Annotated in this window: 17 protein-coding genes; 7 read left to right on the forward strand and 10 right to left on the reverse strand. The window is 65.5% G+C overall.

Going from position 1 to position 22,076, the window contains the following annotated elements; translation table 11 throughout:
• Positions 1–4 precede the first annotated feature (4 nt).
• From SSO01S_RS13545 to SSO01S_RS13560, 4 genes are all read right to left on the reverse strand, one after another.
• Entirely contained in the window at positions 5–2,095 is a 2,091-nt protein-coding gene (locus SSO01S_RS13545; RefSeq protein WP_066799599.1) for an acetate--CoA ligase family protein, read from the reverse strand.
• Between the two features lie 183 nt (positions 2,096–2,278).
• A complete protein-coding gene (locus SSO01S_RS13550; RefSeq protein WP_066799601.1) occupies positions 2,279–3,115 on the reverse strand; it encodes a p-hydroxycinnamoyl CoA hydratase/lyase in 837 nt (278 codons plus the stop codon).
• 108 nt (positions 3,116–3,223) lie between these two features.
• Positions 3,224–4,645 carry an aldehyde dehydrogenase gene (locus tag SSO01S_RS13555; protein WP_066799603.1) on the reverse strand — a complete coding sequence of 474 codons (1,422 nt, stop codon included), beginning with the start codon at positions 4,643–4,645 and terminating at the stop codon, positions 3,224–3,226.
• 34 nt (positions 4,646–4,679) lie between these two features.
• The gene (locus SSO01S_RS13560) at positions 4,680–6,104 is read right to left on the reverse strand and encodes an MmgE/PrpD family protein (protein WP_066799604.1); all 1,425 of its coding nucleotides are present in this window, start codon (positions 6,102–6,104) and stop codon (positions 4,680–4,682) included.
• Between the two features lie 59 nt (positions 6,105–6,163).
• Between SSO01S_RS13560 and SSO01S_RS13565 the strand changes: the two genes are divergently transcribed.
• Positions 6,164–7,453 (forward strand): alpha/beta hydrolase, encoded by a 1,290-nt coding sequence (locus tag SSO01S_RS13565; RefSeq protein ID WP_157073783.1) that lies wholly within the window; start codon positions 6,164–6,166, stop codon positions 7,451–7,453.
• Positions 7,454–7,475: 22 nt separating this feature from the next.
• Here the strand turns inward: SSO01S_RS13565 and arr are convergent, their stop codons facing one another.
• The 3 genes from arr to SSO01S_RS13580 form a co-directional block, all read right to left on the reverse strand.
• On the reverse strand, positions 7,476–7,892 hold the full coding sequence (arr, locus tag SSO01S_RS13570; RefSeq protein ID WP_066799608.1) for an NAD(+)--rifampin ADP-ribosyltransferase: 417 nt from the start codon (positions 7,890–7,892) through the stop codon (positions 7,476–7,478).
• Positions 7,893–8,097: 205 nt separating this feature from the next.
• Positions 8,098–9,048, reverse strand: coding sequence for an alpha/beta hydrolase (locus SSO01S_RS13575; RefSeq protein WP_245646775.1), 951 nt, complete (start codon positions 9,046–9,048; stop codon positions 8,098–8,100).
• A 65-nt stretch (positions 9,049–9,113) separates the two neighbouring features.
• The gene (locus SSO01S_RS13580; protein ID WP_066799610.1) at positions 9,114–10,106 is read right to left on the reverse strand and encodes a LacI family DNA-binding transcriptional regulator; all 993 of its coding nucleotides are present in this window, start codon (positions 10,104–10,106) and stop codon (positions 9,114–9,116) included.
• 81 nt (positions 10,107–10,187) lie between these two features.
• Here SSO01S_RS13580 and SSO01S_RS13585 point away from each other — a divergent pair, with 81 nt between their 5' ends.
• The 5 genes from SSO01S_RS13585 to SSO01S_RS13605 are packed head-to-tail and all read left to right on the forward strand — an operon-like array spanning position 10,188 to position 17,757.
• The gene (locus SSO01S_RS13585; protein WP_066799612.1) at positions 10,188–11,369 is read left to right on the forward strand and encodes a cytochrome P450; all 1,182 of its coding nucleotides are present in this window, start codon (positions 10,188–10,190) and stop codon (positions 11,367–11,369) included.
• Positions 11,366–12,487: a CapA family protein gene (locus SSO01S_RS13590; RefSeq protein ID WP_066799613.1), complete on the forward strand. Its 1,122-nt coding sequence runs from the start codon at positions 11,366–11,368 to the stop codon at positions 12,485–12,487. Before SSO01S_RS13585 ends, SSO01S_RS13590 begins: the two co-directional genes overlap by 4 nt.
• On the forward strand, positions 12,484–13,521 hold the full coding sequence (locus SSO01S_RS13595) for a DMT family transporter (RefSeq protein WP_066799614.1): 1,038 nt from the start codon (positions 12,484–12,486) through the stop codon (positions 13,519–13,521). The genes SSO01S_RS13590 and SSO01S_RS13595 overlap by 4 nt, the downstream gene beginning before the upstream one ends.
• 58 nt (positions 13,522–13,579) lie before the next feature.
• Entirely contained in the window at positions 13,580–16,264 is a 2,685-nt protein-coding gene (locus SSO01S_RS13600) for a TonB-dependent receptor domain-containing protein (protein ID WP_066799616.1), read from the forward strand.
• Positions 16,264–17,757: a tannase/feruloyl esterase family alpha/beta hydrolase gene (locus tag SSO01S_RS13605; protein WP_066799618.1), complete on the forward strand. Its 1,494-nt coding sequence runs from the start codon at positions 16,264–16,266 to the stop codon at positions 17,755–17,757. The genes SSO01S_RS13600 and SSO01S_RS13605 overlap by 1 nt, the downstream gene beginning before the upstream one ends.
• 10 nt (positions 17,758–17,767) lie before the next feature.
• On the opposite strand, the gene SSO01S_RS13610 is transcribed toward SSO01S_RS13605, so the two are convergent.
• From SSO01S_RS13610 to SSO01S_RS13620, 3 genes are all read right to left on the reverse strand, one after another.
• Positions 17,768–19,036, reverse strand: coding sequence for an MFS transporter (locus tag SSO01S_RS13610; protein ID WP_439646572.1), 1,269 nt, complete (start codon positions 19,034–19,036; stop codon positions 17,768–17,770).
• Between the two features lie 99 nt (positions 19,037–19,135).
• Positions 19,136–19,570, reverse strand: a complete 435-nt coding sequence (locus tag SSO01S_RS13615; protein WP_066799623.1) for a Saro_0803 family transcriptional regulator — start codon at positions 19,568–19,570, stop codon at positions 19,136–19,138.
• The gene (locus SSO01S_RS13620) at positions 19,560–20,591 is read right to left on the reverse strand and encodes a Rieske 2Fe-2S domain-containing protein (protein WP_245646777.1); all 1,032 of its coding nucleotides are present in this window, start codon (positions 20,589–20,591) and stop codon (positions 19,560–19,562) included. Before SSO01S_RS13620 ends, SSO01S_RS13615 begins: the two co-directional genes overlap by 11 nt.
• A 110-nt stretch (positions 20,592–20,701) precedes the next feature.
• Between SSO01S_RS13620 and SSO01S_RS13625 the strand changes: the two genes are divergently transcribed.
• Positions 20,702–21,814, forward strand: a complete 1,113-nt coding sequence (locus SSO01S_RS13625) for a 5-methyltetrahydropteroyltriglutamate--homocysteine S-methyltransferase (protein ID WP_066799627.1) — start codon at positions 20,702–20,704, stop codon at positions 21,812–21,814.
• The last annotated feature ends 262 nt before the right edge of the window (positions 21,815–22,076 follow it).

Consider the following 22,076-nt stretch of genomic DNA (forward strand, 5'->3'; position numbering starts at 1 on the left):
CTCCTTATCCGTCGGCGAGGATCAGCGCGTCGAGCGCGACGACGCCCTGGCCCTTGGGATAGACCACGACCGGATTGAGGTCGATCTCGCGGATCGCGGGCGTGCCGGCGAGGACGCTGCCCAGCCCGACGACCAGATCGGCCGCCGCCTCGACATCGAGCGCGGGCGAGCCGCGATAGCCATCGAGCAACGCGCCCTGCTTCAGGCTGCGCAGCGCTGCGATCACCGCGTCGCGCGGCAGGTCATGCGGCAGCAGGCGAACGTCGTGGAGCAGCTCGGCGGTGACCCCGCCAAAGCCGACGAGGATCACCGGACCCCATTCGGGATCGTTCTTCGCACCGACGATCAGCTCCAGCCCGCGTGCGCCCATCGCCTCGATCAGCCCGCCATCGAGCTTGATCGACGAATCATAGGCCGCGACATTGGCGTAGAGCCTGTCCCAGGCTGCGGTGAGCGCGGCATCGTCGGCGATGTTGAGGATCACGCCGCCGGCGTCGCTCTTGTGGCTGAGCGCGGCTGCCTGCGCCTTGAGGACCACCGGATAGCCGACGCTGGCCGCAACGCGGAGCGCTTCCTCGACATTGGCTGCGAAGCCGCCTTGGGGGAAGGGGATCCCGGCGGGCGCGAGCAGCTCCTTCGCGCGATATTCGGGGACGACGCCCACCGGCAGATCGAGCGCGCGCGCCGCGGCACCGCTTGCCGCGAAGTCGCGCTCGGCAAGCCGTGACAACTGGCGCAGCGCGCGGAAGGCGCGGTCGGCCGAGGGGAAATAGGGGACGCCGATCGCGCGCAGCCCGGCGATATAGTCGGGCGAGAAGGGCGCACCTTCGTCGAGTCCGGCGAAGATCACCGGCTTGTTCGGCGTGATCTGCTTCACCGCATCGATGATGAACGGGAATTTGCGCGACGCGGTCGCTTCGTCGGTCTGGATGATGCCGACCACCACGGCGGCGAAATCGTCATCCTCCAGCAGCGGCTGGAGCGTGCGGCGATAAAGATCGGGATCGACCAGCGCCTGCGCGGTCAGGTCCATCGGGTTCGAAACCGGGATGAAATCAGGCATGCCGGCGCGCAGCTTCGCTTCGGTTGCCGCGCCCACCACGGGCAGCTCAAGCCCGATCTGCTCGGCCAGATCGAGCACCAGCGCCTTGAAGCAGCCGCTCTCGGTCAGCACGCCCACGCCGCCCAGACCCACCGGCTTGGCGCGGTGCGCGATCTCGATCACGTCGGCCAGTTCCTCAAGGCTGTCGACCAGCACCACGCCGGCGCGCTCGACCTTGGCCTTCATCAATTGCCAGTCGCCCGCCATCGCGCCGGTATGCGTCGCGGCGCTTTCGCGCGCGGCGCTCGATTTGCCGGGGTGGAGCAGAACGATCGTCTTGCCCGCCGCGCGCGCCTGTTCGGCCAGCGCGAGGAAACGCGCGGGCTTGCGGAACTGCTCGACGATCATGCCGATCGTCTTGGTGTGCGGGGCATGGATCAGGTGCTCGACATAGTCCTCGGCGCCGCTCGCGGCTTCGTTGCCGGTCGAGACAGAGATCGAGATGCCGAGATCCTTGGCCATCAGCGTGGTGCCCAGCACCACAGCCATCGCGCCCGACTGGCTGACGATGCCGACGCCGGGCTTGTCGCCCAGCTTGAGTGCGGGCGTCTCGACAAAGGTCAGCGCGACGCCGTCGACATAATTGACCAGACCCAGGCAGTTCGGCCCCTCGATCACCATGCCGCTCTCGGCGGCAATGCGTGCGACTTCGGCCTGTGCGGCCAGACCTTCTTCGCCGCCCTCGGCAAAGCCCGCGGCGAAGATCACCGCGGAGCCTACGCCGCGCGCCGCCAGTTCACGTACCGCGCCCAGCACGGCCGGGCCCGGGATCGCCAGCACTGCCGCATCCACGCCCTCGGGCAGCTCGCCGATCGACTTGAGGCATGGCCGGCCATCGATCTCGTCGCGCTTGGGGTTGATGAGGTGGATCTCGCCGGTGAAGCCGTGCCGCTCGAGGTTGCGCAGCACCGAATTGCCGAGCGCACCCGGCGTGGGCGACGCGCCGACGATCGCGACGGAGCGGGGAGCGAGAAGGCGGGAAAGATCGGGCATCTGGACATCCGTCTGGGTGTCCCAAATCCTCCCCCGGAGGGGGAGGGGGACCAGCGAAGCTGGTGGAGGGGTATTCTCCACGAGCGAAACGTCATGTTGCGTGGAGACCTACCCCTCCACCACCGCTTCGCGGCGGTCCCCCTCCCCCTTCCGGGGGAGGAATGATTGCCGCCGCGCGCTGGGTCAGGCCTTCACCCGGTCCTTGTCATAGGCGCCAAGACCGGGCTTGTAGCTCTTTTCGTCGATGAACTGGCGAATGCCTTCCTTGCGACCGTCATTGTCGTAAGAGTTCGCCGCCTCCTGCGCGCGAACCAGATAGTCCTCGGCGTCGTCATAACTCATCACCCCAACGCGCTTCATCGCATCCTTGGTCGCCTTGAGCGCCACCGGGTTCTTCTTGAGCAGCTCGTTGGCGACTTCGATCACGCGGCCCTTGAGCTTCTCCAGCGGATGCGCTTCGTTGACCAGGCCCCAATCGGCGGCGGTCTTGCCGTCGATATTCTCGCCCATCATCGCATGGTACATCGCCTTGCGGAACGGCATCAGCTCCTGCGCCACCTTGGTCGCGCCGCCGCCGGGCAGGATGCCCCAGTTGATTTCCGAAAGACCGAACTTGGCCTCTTCCGCCGCGAAGGCGAGGTCACAGGCGAAGAGCGGGCCATAGCCGCCGCCGAAGCACCAGCCATTGACCATGGCGATGGTCGGCTTCTGATACCAGCGCAGGCGACGCCACCAGCCATAGCTTTCGCGCTGCGCCTTGCGGGTGCCGCGCAGGCCATCGGCCTCGGTGTCGCGGAAATATTCCTTGAGGTCCATGCCGGCGGTCCAGGCCTGGCCTTCGCCGCTGAGCACCAGCACGCCAACGGCGGGATCAAACTCGAGCAGGTCGAGCACTTCCATCATGTCGCGATTGAGCGTGGGGCTCATCGCGTTGCGCTTGTCGGGGCGGTTGAAACGCACCCACGCGATGCCGTCCTCGACGTCATAGGCGACGACGCCGTTGCTGCTGGTGTTGGTCATGGTCTTCCTCAAATCTATCGTCACCCCGGCGAAAGCCGGGATCTCATGCAATCAGGGCGTGCGGCTGGCCGCACGAGACCCCGGCTTTCGCCGGGGTGAGGGGCGTCATCAGATCGGATAATGGCCGGGCAGGGTCTCGACCGTCACCCAGCGCAGCTCGGTGAAGGCATCGATGCCGGCCTTGCCACCGAAGCGGCCATAGCCCGACGCCTTGGTGCCGCCGAAGGGCATCTGCGCTTCGTCGTGCACGGTCGGGCCATTCACGTGGCAGATGCCGGACTTGATTTGCTTGGCGACGCGCAGGCCGCGCGCGGTATCCTTGGTGAACACCGCCGCCGACAGACCATATTCGGTGTCGTTGGCTAGTTCGATCGCGTGTGCTTCGTCGCGTGCGCGGATGATGCCGACGACCGGGCCGAAGCTTTCGTCGCGGAAGATGCGCATATCGGTGGTGACCTTGTCGATCACGGTGGCGGGCATCAGCACGCCATTGCTCTCGCCGCCAGCGATGCGCTGCGCACCCTTGGCCAGTGCGTCCTCGACCAGGCCCGCAACGGTGTCGACAGTCTTCTGATCGACCACCGCGCCCAGTTGAGTCTTGCCCTCTGCCGGGTCGCCCACCGCAAGCGTCTTGGCCTTGGCGGCGAACTTCTCGGCGAACGCATCGGCGACGCTTTCGACCACGATGATCCGCTCGGTCGACATGCAGATCTGGCCCGAGTTCATGAAGGCGCCAAACGCCGCTGCCTTGACTGCTTCGTCCAGGTCCGCATCGTCGAGGACGATAAAGGGAGCCTTGCCGCCCAGCTCGAGCAGCACGGGCTTCAGGTGCTCGGCAGCGCGCTTGGCGATGATCTTGCCAACATGGGTCGAGCCGGTGAAGTTGATCCGGCGGACATGCGGGTTGTCGATCAGCGCGCCGACGATTTCGCCAGCATCGGCAGGCGCGTTCGAGATCAGGTGAACGGTGCCCTCGGGCAGCACTTCCTGGAAAGCTTCGATGATCAGCGCATGGGTGCGCGGGCAGGCTTCGCTGGCCTTCAGGATCACGGTGTTGCCGCAAGCAAGCGGCATCGCGATTGCGCGCACGCCCAGAATGATCGGCGCGTTCCAGGGAGCGATGCCCACCATCACGCCAACCGGCTCGCGCAGGGCCATGGCGATGCAGCCCGGCTTGTCCGACGGGATCACTTCGCCGCCGATCTGCGTGGTCATTGCCGCTGCTTCGCGGACGATGCCGGCGGCGAGCATCAGGTTGAACCCGGCCCAAGGCGGGGTGGCACCGATCTCGTTCACCATCGCGGCGATGAACTGATCCTTGCGGGCTTCCAGCGCGTCGGCCGCCTTGAACAGGATCGCGCGGCGGGCATTTGGGCCCAGCGCGGACCAGGCGGGAAATGCGGCGGCTGCGGCGTCGCAGGCGGCATCGACATCGGCGATCGTGGCTGCCGCGGTGGTCGTGGCGACATCGCCCGTCACCGGATTGCGGCGTTCGAAAGTGCGGGCGGCGTTGTCAAGCAAAGTGGTCATGTAACCCTCTCCTCCAATTGTTATGCCAGATAGCTTAATCGAAATCCGTTCGCAAGCTTATTTCAGACGAATATCCTTCAGATTGCAGCAGGTTTGATGCGGGCACGCCGGGGCCGAGATCGAGAATTCGGGCGGCGGCTCCAGCCGCTTGCGGCGCATCGAGCGGCATGGCGGCGCGCCCGGCGCAGAGGATGAACTTCTCGACCAACGCCGCATCCGGCAGCGGATTTCCCGGATGGCCCGCCGCTTGCGGCACGGCGTACTCCAGCCGCTCTCCGGAGCGCAGGAACAGCGTCAGCGATCCGCTGGCGGCATGCTCGCGGCCCCACTCGGGGTTGCGGCGTTCCACCACGCGCCGGGCGAGCGCCCGCACATCACCGTCCGCTCGCGCCATATCCCCGAACGAATCGAGCGAGACCGCGCCATGGATCAGCGCGTGGGCCGTGGTGAAGGGAATCGAGAATTTCGCCTGGATCGCGTTCTCCGGCGCGGCTTTTGCGGCGTGCGGGCGAATCAGCATCTCCTGAACCGGACCGATCTCCGCCTCGGCGCGCTCAATCTCACGCCAGTCCACGCTCTGCCGGAGCGTGAGCGCCGCCTCGATATAGGCATGCGTTCCCCGACAGCAGGGCCAGGGCTTGAAGCTCACCTCGTCCCCCAGGAAGCGCGTGCCGAGATCACCGGTAAGCGCCTCGGTCGGCCCGCCGCCGGCATAGACCGCGAAGAAGCCCGCGCGCCCTTCCAGCGGCTCGGCGAAGGCGTGTGCGCCCGCCTGCGCCAGCAGCGCGGCCTCCACTGCTCCCCGCGCCGCAAAGCCTTCGCGCACGCCTCGCAAAGGCGAAATGGGGTCATATTTGATTTCACCGGGGAAGCTCGCTGAGAGCATCGCCAGCCCCATCGCGTCGCGGATGCCGTCTGCGCCCAGCCCGATCAGCTTGGCACAGGCGGCGGCGGAGGCGACCAGCCCGACAAGCGCGGGCGGATACCAGCCGCCCTCCTCGAACGTACCCTTTGGCGCGATCGACAGGCGGCATGCGAGATCGCTGCCCGCAGCCATCGCGGCCAGGAAATGGCCGCCATCTATACCCGAATCGGCGTCCGCCAGCGCAAGCAGGGCCGGAACCAGCGCCGCATTTGGGTGCGCCGCGCCCCGATCATAGGCGTCGCCAAAATCCATCGCATGCGCCAGCGCGCCATTTGCGAAGGCGGCGGCGATGGGATGAGCGCGCCTGTCCGTGCCGATGATTCGCGCGGGCCCCGCGCCCTGGGCAAGCGCGAGCCGGCGATAGGGCATGGCCTCAGCAGCAAGCCCGCTTGCTGCCAGCGTGACGCCCAGTGCATCGAGGAGCGCGCGCCGAGTTGCATGGCGCGTGCCTTCACGCAGCGCGTCGTAGCGCACATCCGCGATATGCGCCGCGATCCGCCCCGACAGGCCCGATTCTGTTTTGTCGCAAAACATTCTTTGCAACCGCTTTCATCGGAACTATCCTCGACGCAAGTAGAAAATGGGAGAGAGAATTGCTGCGCTTCGGACTGGCCCTGCCATGCATGCTCGCCGCAGCGGTTTCGCTCCCGGCGGCCACACCATTGGCTGCGCAGCAAAATCCGGCCGCCCGGACGCTGTCGGGCACCTTGCCCAGCGGCGCCAAATGGGTGGCGGAAATCCCCGCCAACTGGAACGGCACGCTGCTGCTGTGGAGCCGCGGCTATTCCCCCAATGCCGGATCGCCCGAGGCCGCAGGGGGGGGGATGAACCAGCAATTGCTCGCTGCCGGTTATGCCATTGCGGGCTCGGATTATGGTGCGGGCGGCTGGGCGCTGGCCGAAGCCGTGCCGGCTCAGCGCGCGACCATCGCCGCTTTCGCTGCGGCCCATTCCAAGCCGAAGCGTGTGATAGCATGGGGCTATTCCATGGGCGGGCTCGTCAGCACCGCGTTGGCCGAGCAGCAGAAGCCCGCGATCCAAGGCGCGTTGGCAATGTGCGCATCGATCGGTGGCGCGGTAGGCATGATGAACATGGCGCTCGACGGCGCTTATGCCTTCCGCACGCTGGTTGCGCCCGATGCGGGGATCCGGCTGGTCGATGTCGATGACGATCGCGCCAATGCAAAGCGCGTCAGTGATGCGCTTGCGGCAGCCATGAAGACTCCTGAGGGGCGCGCACGCATTGCGCTTGCCGGGGTGCTTGGCGGTATCCCCGGCTGGACGAGTCGCGACAAGCCCGAGCCAGATGCAAGCGATTACGAAGGGCAGGCGGAAGAGATCGGCCGAAGCTTTGCAATGGGCATCTTCCTGCCGCGCACCGATCAGGAACGGCGCACCGGCGGCGCATTTTCGTGGAACACCGGCGTGGATTACCGCAAGCAACTCGCGCTCTCAGGCCGCCGCGATATGGTCGCAGCGCTGTACCGCAAGGCGGGCGTCGATCTCGATGCCGACTTGGCGCGCCTGAATGGGGGCGAGCGCATCATGGCCAAGCCGGAAGCGGTCAAATATATGGTCCGCAATTACACGCCAAACGCGCAGCCCCGCGTGCCGCTGCTCGCGGTGCAGATGATCGGCGACGGCCTGACCTCACCCTCGCTCCAGCGCGGCTATGCAGAGGCTGCAATGGGCCGCGACGTGAAGAGCGTTTATGTGCGCGGTGCGGGCCATTGCACCTTCACGCCCGAGGCCGTGATGGCATCGATACGCTTCCTCGACGACCGGCTGGCGCGCGGCAAATGGGGTGCCGCGCCTGCCGACTTCGTGCCCCATACGCCCCCACCCATGCTGCGGCCTTTCGTGCGGGGCAGGGAGGGGCGATAGTCGCGGCGGCGACTGGGTCGGATCAATCGATGATCACGTCCTGACCCTCCGCGCGAAGTCTGGCGAGATCGCTGCGCCGTTGATCAATCACTGCGGCGTCGTGGCCGGTCCACCCGACGACCTCGCCCAGCACCCGCACGGGCTGTTGGGTGCGATAGGATAGAGTCGGATTCCCCGGAAAGCGCTTGTCTGTGACGTTCGGGTCATCGAAGGCGTCGCCGGTCGGCTCGACGAGATAGATACGAGGCGCGCCGTCACCAACCGCCAGTTCAGCGCCCCAGGCCGCCGTATCGAGCGTCGCGGTGAAATATACCCAGTTGAGCGGCCGTTCCTCTCTGTAGTTGGAAGCACGGCCGGTGACGAGCAGGTCGCCGGGGCTGAGATCAGCGCGCGTTCCGTGGAGAAACGATTGGCGGAATACGGTTGGGGCTGCGGACATGTGGGTGGCCTTTCTCGATGCGAATCAAGGGCCGGCCTTATGGTGCAGGGGCCTAGGCTTGCCGCAAGTCCCCCTGCGAGGTACATGATTCAAGCGGGACGAAACGGACCGCTATCCCTCTTCCCCCGCAATTTCTTCATCGATACCAGCCAGTACCGGCTTGTTGCATGGCGGCTGGCCCGCGAGCGACGCGGGCCTTGCGCCGCTAGTCGATCCGCTTCTTCTCGATTGTCCACGCCTTGTCGGTGCACAGCCCGCAATCCGCGCCCTTGAAGGTCTTTGCCGCCTTCGCGTCGCCACGCAGCTGCCAGTCGAGCCAGCGCACCGAGACCTGCGCAACCACGCCGCCATTAGGCTCGCGGAAGGTGCCGCCATGCCCGACATTCAGATCGGCAAGCATCACCGGCACATGCTCGATCCTGCGCACATCGTCGGTGCCGTTGGGATAGGCCACGTCGCCCGGGCCGCCTAGCACATAGAGCACCGGGGTGTGCAGCGTCTTGAGCAACGATTTGTCCACGGTCATCCCGGCGATCGGATTGGTGCCGTCCGTGAAGATGCCGCTATTGTGCACGATCACCGCGCCGATCCGCGGGTCGCCCGCGAGTTGAAGCGCCTGGAGGCCGCCGCAGCTATGCCCGGCGACCGCGACCATCTTCGGATCGATCCGCCCCTGATAGGGACTGCCCGGGCGGCCATTCTCGGCGAGCGCCCAGTCAATGCCGACGCGAACGTCGTCCCAGGTGGTTTCGACGGCGAGCTTCCTGGGTTCGGCGGTACGCGGCTGGGGTCGCTGGGCGGCGCCGGGGCCGCTCAGGATCTTGCCGGGTGCAATGACGAGATAGCCATGCGAGGCGATTTCGGCGAGATGAAAGCGCGCGCCGGCGCCGTCATCGCTGCACCCGCCATTGCCCCAGACGAGCACGCCCAGCTTGCGGTTGCCCAGCGCGTCGAGGTTGGCCGGGCGATAGACGACATGATTTACCAGCCCGGGATCGACCTGCTTGATCGCCGGATAGGCACCGGTGCCGGGCGTGTCGGGCAGCGCATTGGCTGCGGCGCGCGCGGCGGCCTCGCCGGAGGGTGGGGCCTGCGGCGCCTGCTGGGCCACTGCATTCGTTGCTACCAGCGCGAGCAAGGCAAATCCGTAGCGCATTCCACTCTCCCGAACATTGTTATGCAGAAGAGCTATTCAATCGCGTCGGGCAAATGCAAGCGATTTCACGCGCTTTCGCGTGCGATCACCCTGAATCCCACGTCGATCTTGGTCTCGGTGGTCTCGCCCGCCGCCCGTGCGCGCAGCACGCGCAGCACCTCGCGCGCGATTCGTCCGCCATCGATATCGACGGAGGTGATTGTCGGCCGCATGTCGCCCGCCATTCGCAGATTGCCAAAGCCCGTGACGGCTAGCTGATCGGGCACGCGGATGCCTGCCGCCTGGGCTTCGATGATCAGCCCCTGCGCGATCCAGTCCGATCCGCAGACCACCACATCGGGCCGCTCGGGCAGATCGGCAAGCGCGCGATAGCTGAGGCGTCCCTGGCCGAAATGGCTCGGCACATTGACTTCCAGCCGCGTTGGATCGACGCCGCCATCGCGCACCCAGCGATCGGTGAAGCCCATTGCGCGGCGTTCGGAGCGGCTGGAGCGCGGCACCACCAGATGGGGCCGCCGATAGCCGCGTCCGCGCAGGAATCGCGCCATCTCCTCGCCCGCAGCGCGGTGCGAAAAGCCGATCGCTACATCGATCGGCTCCTCAGGCAGACCCCAGGTTTCGATGACGGTGACGGGATTGGCGCGCAGCCTTTCGCGCATCTCCGCATTGGTGACGATGCCGGTCAGGATGATCGCATCCACCCGCCTTGCCAGCGCCATGTTGATCTCGGCTTCGAGCCTTCCATTGTCGGGACCGGTCAGCGCCAGGACGACGCTGTTGCCGTCGCTGGCCAGCCCGTCGATCATCGATTCGACGGTGTCGTTGAAGATCGAAGCGGCGATGTCCGGCACGAGCGCCGCGATCAGCCTTGTGCGGCTCCCCGCCAGCGCGCCGGCGGCCATGTTTGGGACATAGCTGGTCGCCGCGATCGCCGCGCGGATGCGCTCGGCGGTCGCTTTCGCGACCACCTCCGGATTGTTGAGAAATCGCGAAACGGTAGCAGCGGATACGCCTGCCTGAGCGGCGACATCGTCCAATCGGGGTGCGCGGGGTGCCATGACCCTCCTTTACGCAATATGCCACCGCTTATGCAAAAACTGCGCTTGCAAGCGCTTTCATTGCACGGTAGCGATATTGTTATGTCGCATGACTTCGATCCCTTGCTGCCCGAGACTTTCGATAGCGCGAGCGCCGATTATGCCAGGCTGCGCGCCGAATGTCCGGTCGCGCACAGCGATGCCTGGGGCGGTTTCTGGGCGCTGATGAAGCATGAGGACGTCGCCGCAGCCGCCAGCGACTGGAAGACCTTCATCACGTCGAAGCAGAATGTGATCCCCAAGGTGGCATTCACCGGCCGCCGTCCGCCGCTGCACCTCGATCCGCCCGAACACACCCCCTATCGCCGTGCGCTCGCCCCGCTTTTCACTGACCGTCGCATCGCCCGCCTGGAGCCGGTCGTTCGCAAGATTTGCCGCGATCTGCTGGAGAAGATGGTCGCCCAAGGCGGGGGAGACGCCGTCGCCGATTATTCCGCGCACATGCCCATCGCTACCTTCGCGCACTGGATGAACCTGTCCGAAGATGCGGTGGCCGAGCTCACCCGGGTGGGGCAGCGCTACAATATCGCGGTGCAGTCCGCAGATATGGACGCAACCAAGGAATCGAGTCTCGTCCTCTACGACATGGCCCGCCAGATCGTCGCCGATCGCCGCGCCAATACGATGCCGGAGGATGAGGACGCAACGAGCGCGCTGCTTGCCGTGCGCGTCGATGGCGAGCCGCTGCCCGAGGAGCTGATCGTCGGCACCATCCGGCAGGTGCTGGTCGTCGGCATCATCGCGCCCGGCGTGCTGATCGGCTCGATCGCTGTCCATCTCGGCCGCGATCGTGCGCTGCAGTCGCAGTTGCGCGCCGATCTGTCGCTGATCCCGGCGGCGGTCGATGAATTCCTGCGCCTCTATACCCCGTATCGCGGCTTTGCGCGCACTGCCGTGGAAGACGTCACCATTCGCGGGCGCTGCATCCATGCAGGTGAGCCGATCGCCTTGGTCTATGCCTCCGCCAATCGCGATGCGGATGTTTTCGACGATCCCGAGACATTCAGGCTCAATCGCCCCAACATGAAAGATTCGCTCGCGTTCGGCCGGGGTCCGCACACCTGCATCGGCGCAGGGCTGGCCCGGCTGGAACTGATTGTCGCCGTCGAGGAACTGCTGGCCGCCGCTCCCGGCTTTACGCTGAGCGGCGAACCCAAGCCCACCCGCTTCCCCGAGATCGGCGCGCTCACCGCACCGATCGCGTTCGAAGGTGCTGCGGCATGAGCCATGTCTTCCTCGCAGTCGGCGATCTCGCGATGGACCGCGACAATTACGACGAGAGCTTCGCCGACACGCGCGACGTGCTCGCCGCTGCCGACATCACCTTCGGCCAGATCGAGACGAGCTTTGCCGAAAAGGGCGTGCGCCTACCTCAGGCGCGCCATGCCGTGCTCGCTCGCCCGGATGGCGCTGCGGCGCTTGGCCGCGCGGGATTCGATATCGTCTCGCTCGCGGGCAATCATGTGCTCGATTGGGGAAATGACGCGTTCTTCGAGACCGAGGCGAATTTGCACGCCGCCGGTGTGAAGACCGTCGGCGCGGGCGCGAACATCGCCGAGGCGCGCAAGCCGGTCTTCTTCACGCTGGGCGATAGGACGAAGGTGGCGGTGCTCGCATATTGCAGCATCCTGCCGCACTCATATTGGGCCGATGAGCGCCGCCCGGGCTGCACGCCGATGCGCGCGCATACCATCTACGAGCAGATCGAGCACGATCAGCCCGGCACGCCCGCGCGCATCCACACCTATCCGCATCGCGAAGATCTGGCCGCGATGGAGGCCGACATTCGCGCCGCAAAGGCCGAGGCGGACGTGGTCATCGTATCCCAGCATTGGGGCATCCATTTCGTCCGCGCCTCGATCGCCGATTATCAGCGCGACGTGGCGCGCGCCGCGATTGCCGCCGGTGCCGACGCCATATTGGGCGGCCATGCGCATATCCTGAAGGGGTGTGAGGTGATGGACGGCAAGCCCGTCTTCTACTCGCTGTGCAACTTTGCGACCGATCTCAGGATGGACCCGGTCCATGCCGCGTCGAAAAGCTTCAACGAGATCCGCGTGCTTGCCGAGGAATGGGAGCCGGATTTCGAGAGCCTCTACAATTTCCCCAAGGCATCACGGCTTTCCATGGTCGCCCGGCTGGATATTGCGGATGGCAGAATCGTCCGCTCGGGCTTCCTGCCGCTCTACATCGATCGCGATGCCGTGCCGCGCTTCATGGCGCCGGGCAGCGAACGGCATGCCGAAGTCGTCGATTACATGGCGGCCGTAACAGAAGAAGCGGGGCTCAACGCCCGCTACCGCGTGGAGAGTGACATGGTCGTCCTGGAGCAAGCCGCATGAGCGCGGGCAAGGCGACCGGGGGCTTCCCGCTGGAAGGCTATGTCTTCCTCTATCTGATCGCCTATCTGCCCAACGTCATCATCACCAAGCTGGTGACCACCACGGTGCATCCGGGGCTGGGCCGGCCGCTCACGGGCCTCGAGACACTGCCCGCCTCACTGATCATCAGCACCGTGCTGACCTATCTCTTCATCTGGTGGTCGGGCTGGCACAAGGACGCGCACGGGGTGATGGTGCTTGGCCGCCGCATCCCCGTGCCGACCAAATATACCTTTTATTCGGGGCTCGGCACCGGGCTGGTGCTGTTCACCGTACCGCTCTCCTTCACCTTCGAAGGCGTCAGCATCCCCTTCATCCAGCTCTTGATGCGCGGGGACATCCTGCTCATCGCGCCGATCGTCGACCTGATCTTTGGCCGCCGCGTGCGCTGGTGGAGCTGGACGGCGCTGGTGATGGTGCTGGTCGCCATGGTGATCACGCTCAAGGACCGGGGCGGGCTTTATCTGCCGCCGCTCGCGATCCTCACGGTCATTCTCTACACCGTCGGCTACTTCGTCCGCCTCATCGTCATGACGAAGATCTCGAAGAGCGGCGACCCGGCGTCGGTCCGCCAGTATTTCGTCGAGGAGAAGGTCTTCGCGCTGCCATTTTCGGTGGCGGTGCTTGCCGCGATCTCGGCATCGGGCTTCGGCTCGCAGTCCGGGGCGCTCGGCTGGGGCTTCCTGTCGGTATGGACTGACCCGGTAATCCTGCCGCTGCTCGGCATCGGCGTCACGCTGACGATCGTCTCGGTATTTGCCATTATCATCCTGCTTGATCCGCGGGAGAATGCGTACTGCGTACCCCTCGAACGGGCCGCCAGCCTGGTCGCGGGTGTGGGGGGAGCCTTGCTGCTCGCCTGGATCTGGGGGCTGCCCGCGCCGCGCCCCGCCGAGCTCGTCGGAGCCGGAATACTGATCGGCGCCATTGTTCTGCTTTCGCTAGCGCCGCGGCTGTCGCGGCCGGTCGAATCCGCAAGAGCGGAGACGGCCTGACATCAATTGCGCCGAACCGCGAAATCAAGCGGGAGGCGGGAAATGGGAGAGAGACGAAATGACCAACACTGCCAATCGCAATCGGCTGCTGGCGCACGCAGCCCTTGGCGCGCTCGCGCTGAGCATCGCCGCCCCGGCGGCCGCGCAGGACCTGCCCGAGACGAGCACGTCGGCTAGCCAGGCCCAGCCGGGCGATGAGATCACCGTCACCGGCAGTCGCATTCGCGGCATCGAACCGGTCGGCTCGAACGTGATCGGAATCGATTCCGCGCAGATCCTGGAGGAGCCGGTCGTTTCCACCAACGATTTGCTGCGCCGTGTTCCCCAGGTCGTCTCGCTTGGTGCGAATCGCGCCGGCGGTTCGGCGCAAAACGGCGCGGCCAACGCCACGCGTGGCGCGGGCATCAACCTGCGCGGCCTTTCGACCAACGCCACGCTGCTGCTGTATGACGGCAAGCGCTTCCCGCCGATGGGCACGCAGGGCCAATTCACCGATCCCTCGGTGATCCCCTCGCTCATGCTCGGCCGCGTCGAAGTCGTCGCGGACGGCGCTTCGGCAATCTACGGATCGGATGCGATCGCGGGCGTGGTCAACCTCATTCCGCGCCGCAATTTCTCCGGTTTCGAAGTGCGCGGGCGCTACGGGATGACCGATGGCGACTATAAGGAGTATCAGGTCGCGGGGCTTGCCGGGCACAAATGGAACGGCGGCTACATCACTGTCGCCGGCGAATATTCGAAGAACACCCCGCTTTATGGCCGCGAGCTGGATTTCTTCCAGAACGACAATCGGCCGCGCGGCGGACGCGATCTGCGGGGCACCAACTGCAATCCCGGCACGATCACGATCAGCGGTACGACCTATGCAATCCCCAGTGGAGGCGTGACGACCGCCAATGCGGGTGCGCTGACTGCGGGCACGGTGAACCGCTGCTTCTATGACGGCGCGACCGAAGTGATCCCCGATCAGGAGCGCGTGAGCTTCGTCGGCAATATCAGCCAGGAAATCGGTGATGTCGCCCGCGTCTTTGCCGATGGCTATTGGTCGCGCCGCACCGGCACCATCCCGCTGCTGGCCAACGTCAACGCCACGGTGCCGAGCACCAATCCCTTCTATGTCGCGCCGGCCGGGGTCACCCCGCCGCTTTGCGCCGCAAGCGTGGGCGCGCCTGCCGGTGCGCGCTGCGTCACCGTGTCCTATTCGCTCTTCCCGCAGATCGGCGTGATCTCTCGCCCTTATCGCGCGACGAGCTGGAACGGCATCGGCGGCGTGGAATTCAGGCCCTTCGGTGATTTCCGCGCGACCATCTATTATTCGCACGGCGAAGCCGAGGAAATCGATGAGCGCCGCCGCAATGGCGTGAACGGAGGCTTGCTTCAGGCTGCGCTGAACGACACCAATCCGGCGACTGCGCTCAATGTGTTCGGTGGTGCGAACAACCCTGCCACGATCGCGACGATCACCGACAACCAGTTCGTCATCATCGGGCGCACCAAGCTCGATGTCGTCAACGCGCAATTGGATGGATCGCTGTTCGAGATGGCGGGCGGCAATGTCCGCATCGCCGTCGGCGCGGAGCACCGCACCGAATATACCTATACCGATCTGATCACCGGTCGCGCGGCCGCGCCGGTCAGCGTCAATGACGATGGCAGCCGCAACGTCGATGCGCTGTTCGGCGAATTGTTCGTGCCGATCGTCGGCGCGGGCAATGCGTCGCCGGGGCTTGAGCGCCTGAACCTCAGCCTTGCGCTGCGGTACGAGAAATACAGCGATTTCGGCAGCACCACGAACCCCAAGATCGGCCTCACCTACAAGCCGGTCGATGGGCTCACGCTCAAGGGCACCTATGGCACCTCGTTCCGTGCGCCGACCTTTACTGAGGTTTCCACGATTGGTGGCGGTGCCGGCCTGTACTTCGATACGCTGCCCGGACCGGGCGGCGGCAACATCCAGGGCATCGGCATCGCGGGCGGCAATCCGAATCTGAAGCCAGAGACGGCCAAGACCTGGTCGTTCGGCGTCGAGGCCGCGCCCAGCTCGGTTCCCGGTCTGGTCGCATCGCTCAATTATTTCCGGATCGACTACACCAATCAGATCCAGGCGTTGCGCGGCACGGCCGGGCTGCTCACCAGCCCGTTATACACCAACTTCCGCAACCTGAGCCCGACGGCGGCGCAAATCTCTGCGCTGGTCAGTTCGGGCCTGCCGATCAACGCCGCGATCAATCAGTCGCTGGTTACGTTCATCGCCGATGGCCGCCGCCAGAATCTGGGCACCTCGCTGATGCGCGGCCTCGATTTCGCGGCAAGCTACCGGTGGAACTGGGGTGGAGTCGAACTCGATGCCGGCGTCCAGGGCACCTATCTCCTCGATTATCAGTTCGAGCCGGTGCCGGGTGCGGGCTTCACCAAGGTTGTCGACACGTTCGGCTTCACCCAGCGGTTCCGCAGCCAGGCGGATATTGGGGCGCGGATCGGCGGGCTGAAGAGCCGGCTGACCTGGAACCACCTGGGCGGCTATAACAACACCACCGTCAACCCGATCCAGAAGATCCGCAATTACGACACGGTCGATTTGCTCATCGGCTATGATTTCGGCGAACGGTTCAACCTGTCGTTCGATGTGCGTAACCTGTTCAACGAAAAGCCGCCCTTCGTCGATACTGCCGGCGGCTATGATCCCCAGTCGGCCAATCCGATCCCGCGTGTCTTCGCGCTTACCGGGTCGGTGAAGTTCTGATGCTTACCGCGCTCGTCACTGGCTGTGCTGCATTGGCGGGCGCGCATTCGGGGGGAGTCACGGTCGTCCAGGCGACGATGGTGGCTCCCGCGCCGGATTGGACTCCGGTGACGACAAGCTTCTACCGGCCCCAGCCGGTGCGCGTGCCACTCTGCCGGGTCGAAGGAAATATCGAAGGCAATATCGGCTTCGAGCTCTGGCTCCCCGCCAATTGGAACGGGCGCTTGCTGGGGGCGGGCGTCGGCGGCGATGCCGGCGTGTTCAACTATAGCGACATGAGCCGCCGCGTGGAGCAGGGCTTCGCCACGGTCACTACCGATAGCGGCCACAAGCAGAGCGAAGCGCGCTGGATGTCCAACACCAAGGCGCGTGTCGATTATGAGCATCGCGCCAGCCACCTGACCGCGCAGGCGGCAAAGGCGCTCGCGCAGAAATTCTACGGCCGCCCGGTCGACAAGAGCTATTATCTCGGCTGCTCCGGCGGCGGGCGCCAGGCGCTCAAAGAGATGCAGAATTATCCCGGCGATTATGACGGCGTGATCGCCGGTGCACCGGGCCCGTATATGCCGCTGCAATCGGTTCGTATGATGTGGGGGGCGTTGCTGCAAAAGCACGATCCCGCCGGCGCGCTCAGCGATGAGGATTGGGCGCTTTATGAGCGCAAGGCGATTGCCACCTGCGACAGGAAGGACGGTGTTGCCGACGGCATCATCGAAAATCCGCTACGCTGCACGTTCAGGATCAAGACGCTGGCGTGCAAGCCGGGCCAGACATCGGATTGCCTCTCCAAGCCCAAGCTCGCCATGCTCGATCGCATTGTGCGGCCGATGCCCGATGAACGGGGCAATGCGATGGATTGGGGGCTGTATCCGGGCGTCCGCACGCGTCCCGGCCCGCCCTCGCCGCTGCTCCGTGCGATGTGGGCGGACGGCGTGTACAACGATCCCAACTGGAACGAAGACAGCTTCCGCCGCAGCGCCGATCTTGCGGCTGCGAACCGGCTGATGCCCGAGCTGCGTGCCGACAAGATTGCGATCCAGCCATTCCTGAAATCGGGCGGGAAGGCGATCCTCTACCAGGGCTGGGCCGATCCCTCGACCAATGCCGGGCCGACCATCGGCTATTTTGCCAGCCTCTCACATGCCTATCCGAACGTGGATCAATCGGTCAGGCTGTTCATGGTGCCCGGCATGTATCATTGCGCGCGCGGTCCCGGTGCGGACAGCTTCGGCGGATCGGGGCATCCCGTGGTCTCCGAAGATCCGGAGCGCGACGTGCTCTGGGCGCTGGTCCGCTGGGTCGAGCAGGGCAAGGCACCCGAGCGCCTGATCGCGACCAAGCTGGAGGGCGACAGGCCGCGCTTCACCCGCGCGTTATGCCCGTTCCCCCAGGCCGCGCGCTATGACGGCGGCCCGCAGGACGACGCGGCCTCCTATAGCTGCAAGACCGATCCCGCGCTGGTGCGCGAACTCAGCCGCAAAGTGCCGCGCTAACTGGCGTGCGTCAGTCGGTCGCAGCCGGCTGACGCCGCAGGCCGAACAGGGCGATGGCGGCGACAGCCGAGCCAAGGCTCATCAGGACCGCAACGCTATCCAGCATATAGCCAGCCGCGAAGAGGAGGCCTGCCAGTGCGGGTGCCAGCGCCGATCCGCCGCGGCCGACCCCGATGACGAAGCCCGTGGCGGTTGCGCGCAGGCGGGTGGGGAAGGTGCGGGCGAGCAAGGCGTATAGCCCAACCACCCCGGCATTGGTGCAGAAGCCCGCCGCCGCGGCGACCATCGAGAGGCCGTGCAGGTCGGTCTGCGCCCGGCCGAAAGCGATGACGAGCGCCACCGAAGCCAGCATCGCCCCGATCGTGAGCGGCAGCAGTCGCACGCGCGCGGTGAGCAGGCCCAGCAGCAGCGAACCCGTCGCGCCGCCCACGCTCGCCCATACCAGCACACCGGCGGCGGCGGCGGGCGCAAAGCCCATGTCGACCACGATCTTCGGGATCCATTTCAGAATGAAGTAGAAGGTCATGATGTGCAGCAGATAGGCGAGCGTCAGCAGGATCGTCGCGCGCGCCATCGTGGGCGCGAACAGCTCGGTCGCCGCCGCCTTGCGCGTGCGCACCTCGGGATCCGGGAGCGAATCAACAGGGGCGTGGCCCATGCGGGCAAGCACCGCGTTGACCCGTTCCAGCGCATTGGCCGGGCGCTTGTGCATTAGGAACGAGATCGATTCCGGGGCGAAGAACAATACGATCGGGATGAAGGCGACGGTCGCGACCGCCCCGAAGATGAAGACCGATTCCCACCCATAATGTTGCAGCAGCACGGCCGAGATCGATCCGCCGATGATCGTGCCGACCGGATAGCCGGCCGCCATCAGCACCACCGCCAGCGCGCGCCTCTTGCCATTGGCGGCCTCGGCCACCGCGGCGTTGGTCGCCGCCAGCATACCGCCGATGCCCAGCCCGGTGAGCACGCGCCACCCCGACAGGGTGACGACATCATGCGAGGTTGCGGCGCCCAGCATCCCTGCGGTCATCACAACCAGGCACCCCAGGATCGTCGCCCGGCGGCCCGCGCGATCGGCGACTCCACCCAGCACCAGCGAGCCCAGCGCCATGCCGATCAGTTCCATCGACAGCACGAGGCCCAATGCCGCGCGGTCGATGCCCCATGCCTTGGCGATGCCGGGCGAGGCGAAGCTGATCGAGAGCACGTCGAATCCGTCGAGCGCGTTGAGGCCGACCATCACCGCAACCACGCCCCATTGGAAGCGGGACATTGGGGATCGATCAATCAGTGCCCGGGGATCTTCGCTCGCCATTTTCGCCTCTCCGCAATTTGCCGATAAATGCGCGACTTTGTTATGCAGGGCAACAATCTAACGATAGATTCTGCGCAACATCTCTGTAAGCGTAGCCAATTCCGGGCCGGTGAAGCGCTCTTTCAGCCAGCGCTCATGCTCGCCGATTGCCGCCTGCGCGTCGCGCAGCAGTGCCCGTCCCTCAGCGGTCAGCGCCAGCGCAACGCGGCGCGCGTCGGATGCGCTCTTGGTCCGCTCCAGCAGCTCGCGCTTCTCCAGCGCATGGACGATCGCCATCGTCGTTGCCCGGTCCATGTCGAGCGTACGCGCCAGATCGGTCTGCGCGATGCCGGGATGATCGCTCGCCAGCCACAGCACGGAGACCTGCTTCTGCGTCAGCCCCAGATCGGCGAATCGCTCGGTGAAATGCCGCTGCACCGCGCCGTGCGCGCGCCGGATGTGAAGGCCCAGAATGTCATTCAGGCCGCCCAGGGCGCTGGAGTCAGCCGGCAATCCCGCTCTCCGCCGCGATCGCCTTGCTGATGATCGCGCGTGCCCGCACGGTGCCCACGTCGATCGAATAGCCGCGCAGCTTCATGTCGGGGTTCGCGTCGATCGAGCGCTGCTGCGCTTCCAGCACTTCCACGTCCTCATCGAACACCTGCCCCTGCTGCGCCTTGAACCGCGCGGTGAACCCGGCATCGTCGATATCGAAGTTGCGCGCCATTCCCCAGAAATAATGCGTGGCGGTTTCGCTCTCCGGAGTCATCGCATCGACCACGAAGCCGCGCACGCCCTGATCGTGATGCTCGGGCGTCGCCCCCGCCTCGACGGGCGCCACGCCGACATCGATCAGCACATTGCTGGGGGCGAGGAAGTGGCAGATCTGCCAGCGATCGACCGGCCCATCGGCCTTGAGCGCGTCGCGCCAGAAGGGCGGCGGATCGATACCCGCCATCCAGCGGCGCACCCGGACCTCGTCACCATCCACTTCGGTCTCGATCGGGGTCTCGTTGATCTCGGGCTGGCCGATCGAGCCCTGATGGACATAGGTTTCGTGGCTGAGGTCCATGAGATTGTCGATCATCAGCCGGTAGTCGCAGCGAACATGGTTGTAGCCGCCGTCAAAGGTCCATCCCGGCGCGCTGCACGGCCAGAAATCGGGGATCAGCGCCGGATCGGCCTTGGCCGCGTCGCCCACCCATATCCAGATGAACCGGTGCCGCTCGATCACCGGATAAAGCTGCGCGCAGATCGCTTTGGGCACGCGCTCGCTCTTGATCGGCATCTCGGTCGCGCAGCCATCGGGACTCAGCAGCAGCCCGTGATAGCGGCAGCGGATCGAATCGCCTTCCTTATATCCCATCGAAAGCGGCAGCAGCCGGTGCGGGCAGGCGTCGCGCATCGCGACCACGCTTCGATCCAGCTTGCGGTAGAGCATGATCGGCTCGCCGCAGATAGTTCGCGCCAGCGGGGTGCGATCCACTTCGCTGTCCCAAGCGGCAACGTACCAGCGATTGGGAATCCAGGTCATCATCCTCTCCTTCGCGCTTGCGGCGGTGTTTCAAGGATTGTATGCAACACGTACAAATCGAGTCAAGTTTGTATGTGTTACGTACAATTATTGTGCAGGAGAGGATTTCGATGACCAAGCCCCCGTTCCGCGCCGATCATGTTGGCAGCTTCCTGCGCCCCAAGGCGCTGATCGATGCGCGCGCCGCGTTCAAGGAAGGCCGCATCGACAAGGCCGAGCTGCGCGCGGTCGAGGATGAAGCGATCCGCGGCGTGGTCGCGATGCAGGAAGGGCTGGGACTCAAGGGCATCACCGACGGCGAATTCCGCCGCACCTATTTCCACACCGATTTCCTGCTCCAGCTCGACGGTGTCGAGGAGACCGGCGGCACCCAGGTCAAGTTCCACAATCACGGCGGCACCGATCTGGAATATGCCCCGCCCGTGATGAGCATCACCGGCAAGGTTCAGCACGCTAAGGACATTCAGCGCGCCGATTTCGAGTTCCTCGCCTCTGTCACCAGCCAGACGCCGAAGGTCACGATCCCGTCGCCGACGATGCTGCACTTCCGCGGCGGCCGCGATGCGATCAATGCCGATGCCTATCCCGACCTCGACCAATTCTATCAGGACCTGTCGGCCGCCTATCGTGCCGAGATCGCCAGCCTCGCCGATGCCGGCTGCCGCTATCTCCAGCTCGACGATACGAACCTCGCTTATCTGTGCGACGACACGCAGCGCGAGAACGCCCGCAAGCGCGGGATGGACCCCGATGAGCTGCCGCGCCTCTATGCGCGCATCATCAACGATTCGATCCGCGACAAGCCGGCCGACATGACCGTGTGCGTCCATCTGTGCCGCGGCAATTTCCGCTCGTCCTGGGCCGCCGAAGGCGGGTACGAGCCGGTCGCTGAGACGCTCTTCAACGAGCTGAAGGTCGACGGCTACTTCCTCGAATATGACGATCCCCGCTCGGGCGACTTCGCGCCGCTGCGCCACGTGCCCAAGGGCAAGACCGTGGTGCTCGGCCTCGTCACCACCAAGCTCGCCGACATGGAGAGCGCGGACGACGTGAAGGCTCGGATCGACGAAGCCGCCAAGTTCATGCCGCTCGATCAGATGGCGCTGTCGCCGCAGTGCGGTTTCTCGTCGACCGTCCATGGCAACGATATCGCGATGGAGCAGCAGTCGGCGAAGATGCAGCTCGTGATCGACGTCGCCAGGGACGTCTGGGGCGAGCTCTAAGGGCTTGAATCCTCCCCCGCTTTCGGGCGGGGGATGGAAGCCGCCCTGCGGTGGAGAGCCGACATTCCGCACGTCCACACCCTTCACCCCGGGCTTGCCCCGGGATCCACCTGGCAGCACTCGGTGGACAAGAGGCTCCAGCCTGCACACCCGAGGCTTCGTGGACCCCGGAACAAGTCGGGAGTGACGAAGATTCAAGGTCCGCAAAGGAGTCGAGAACCGACCGTCCCCCTCAACCGCACGCCCTGCCCCCTGGAGACCC

This window comes from Sphingomonas soli NBRC 100801 (assembly GCF_001591025.1).
GTDB classification, from domain to species: domain Bacteria; phylum Pseudomonadota; class Alphaproteobacteria; order Sphingomonadales; family Sphingomonadaceae; genus Sphingomonas; species Sphingomonas soli.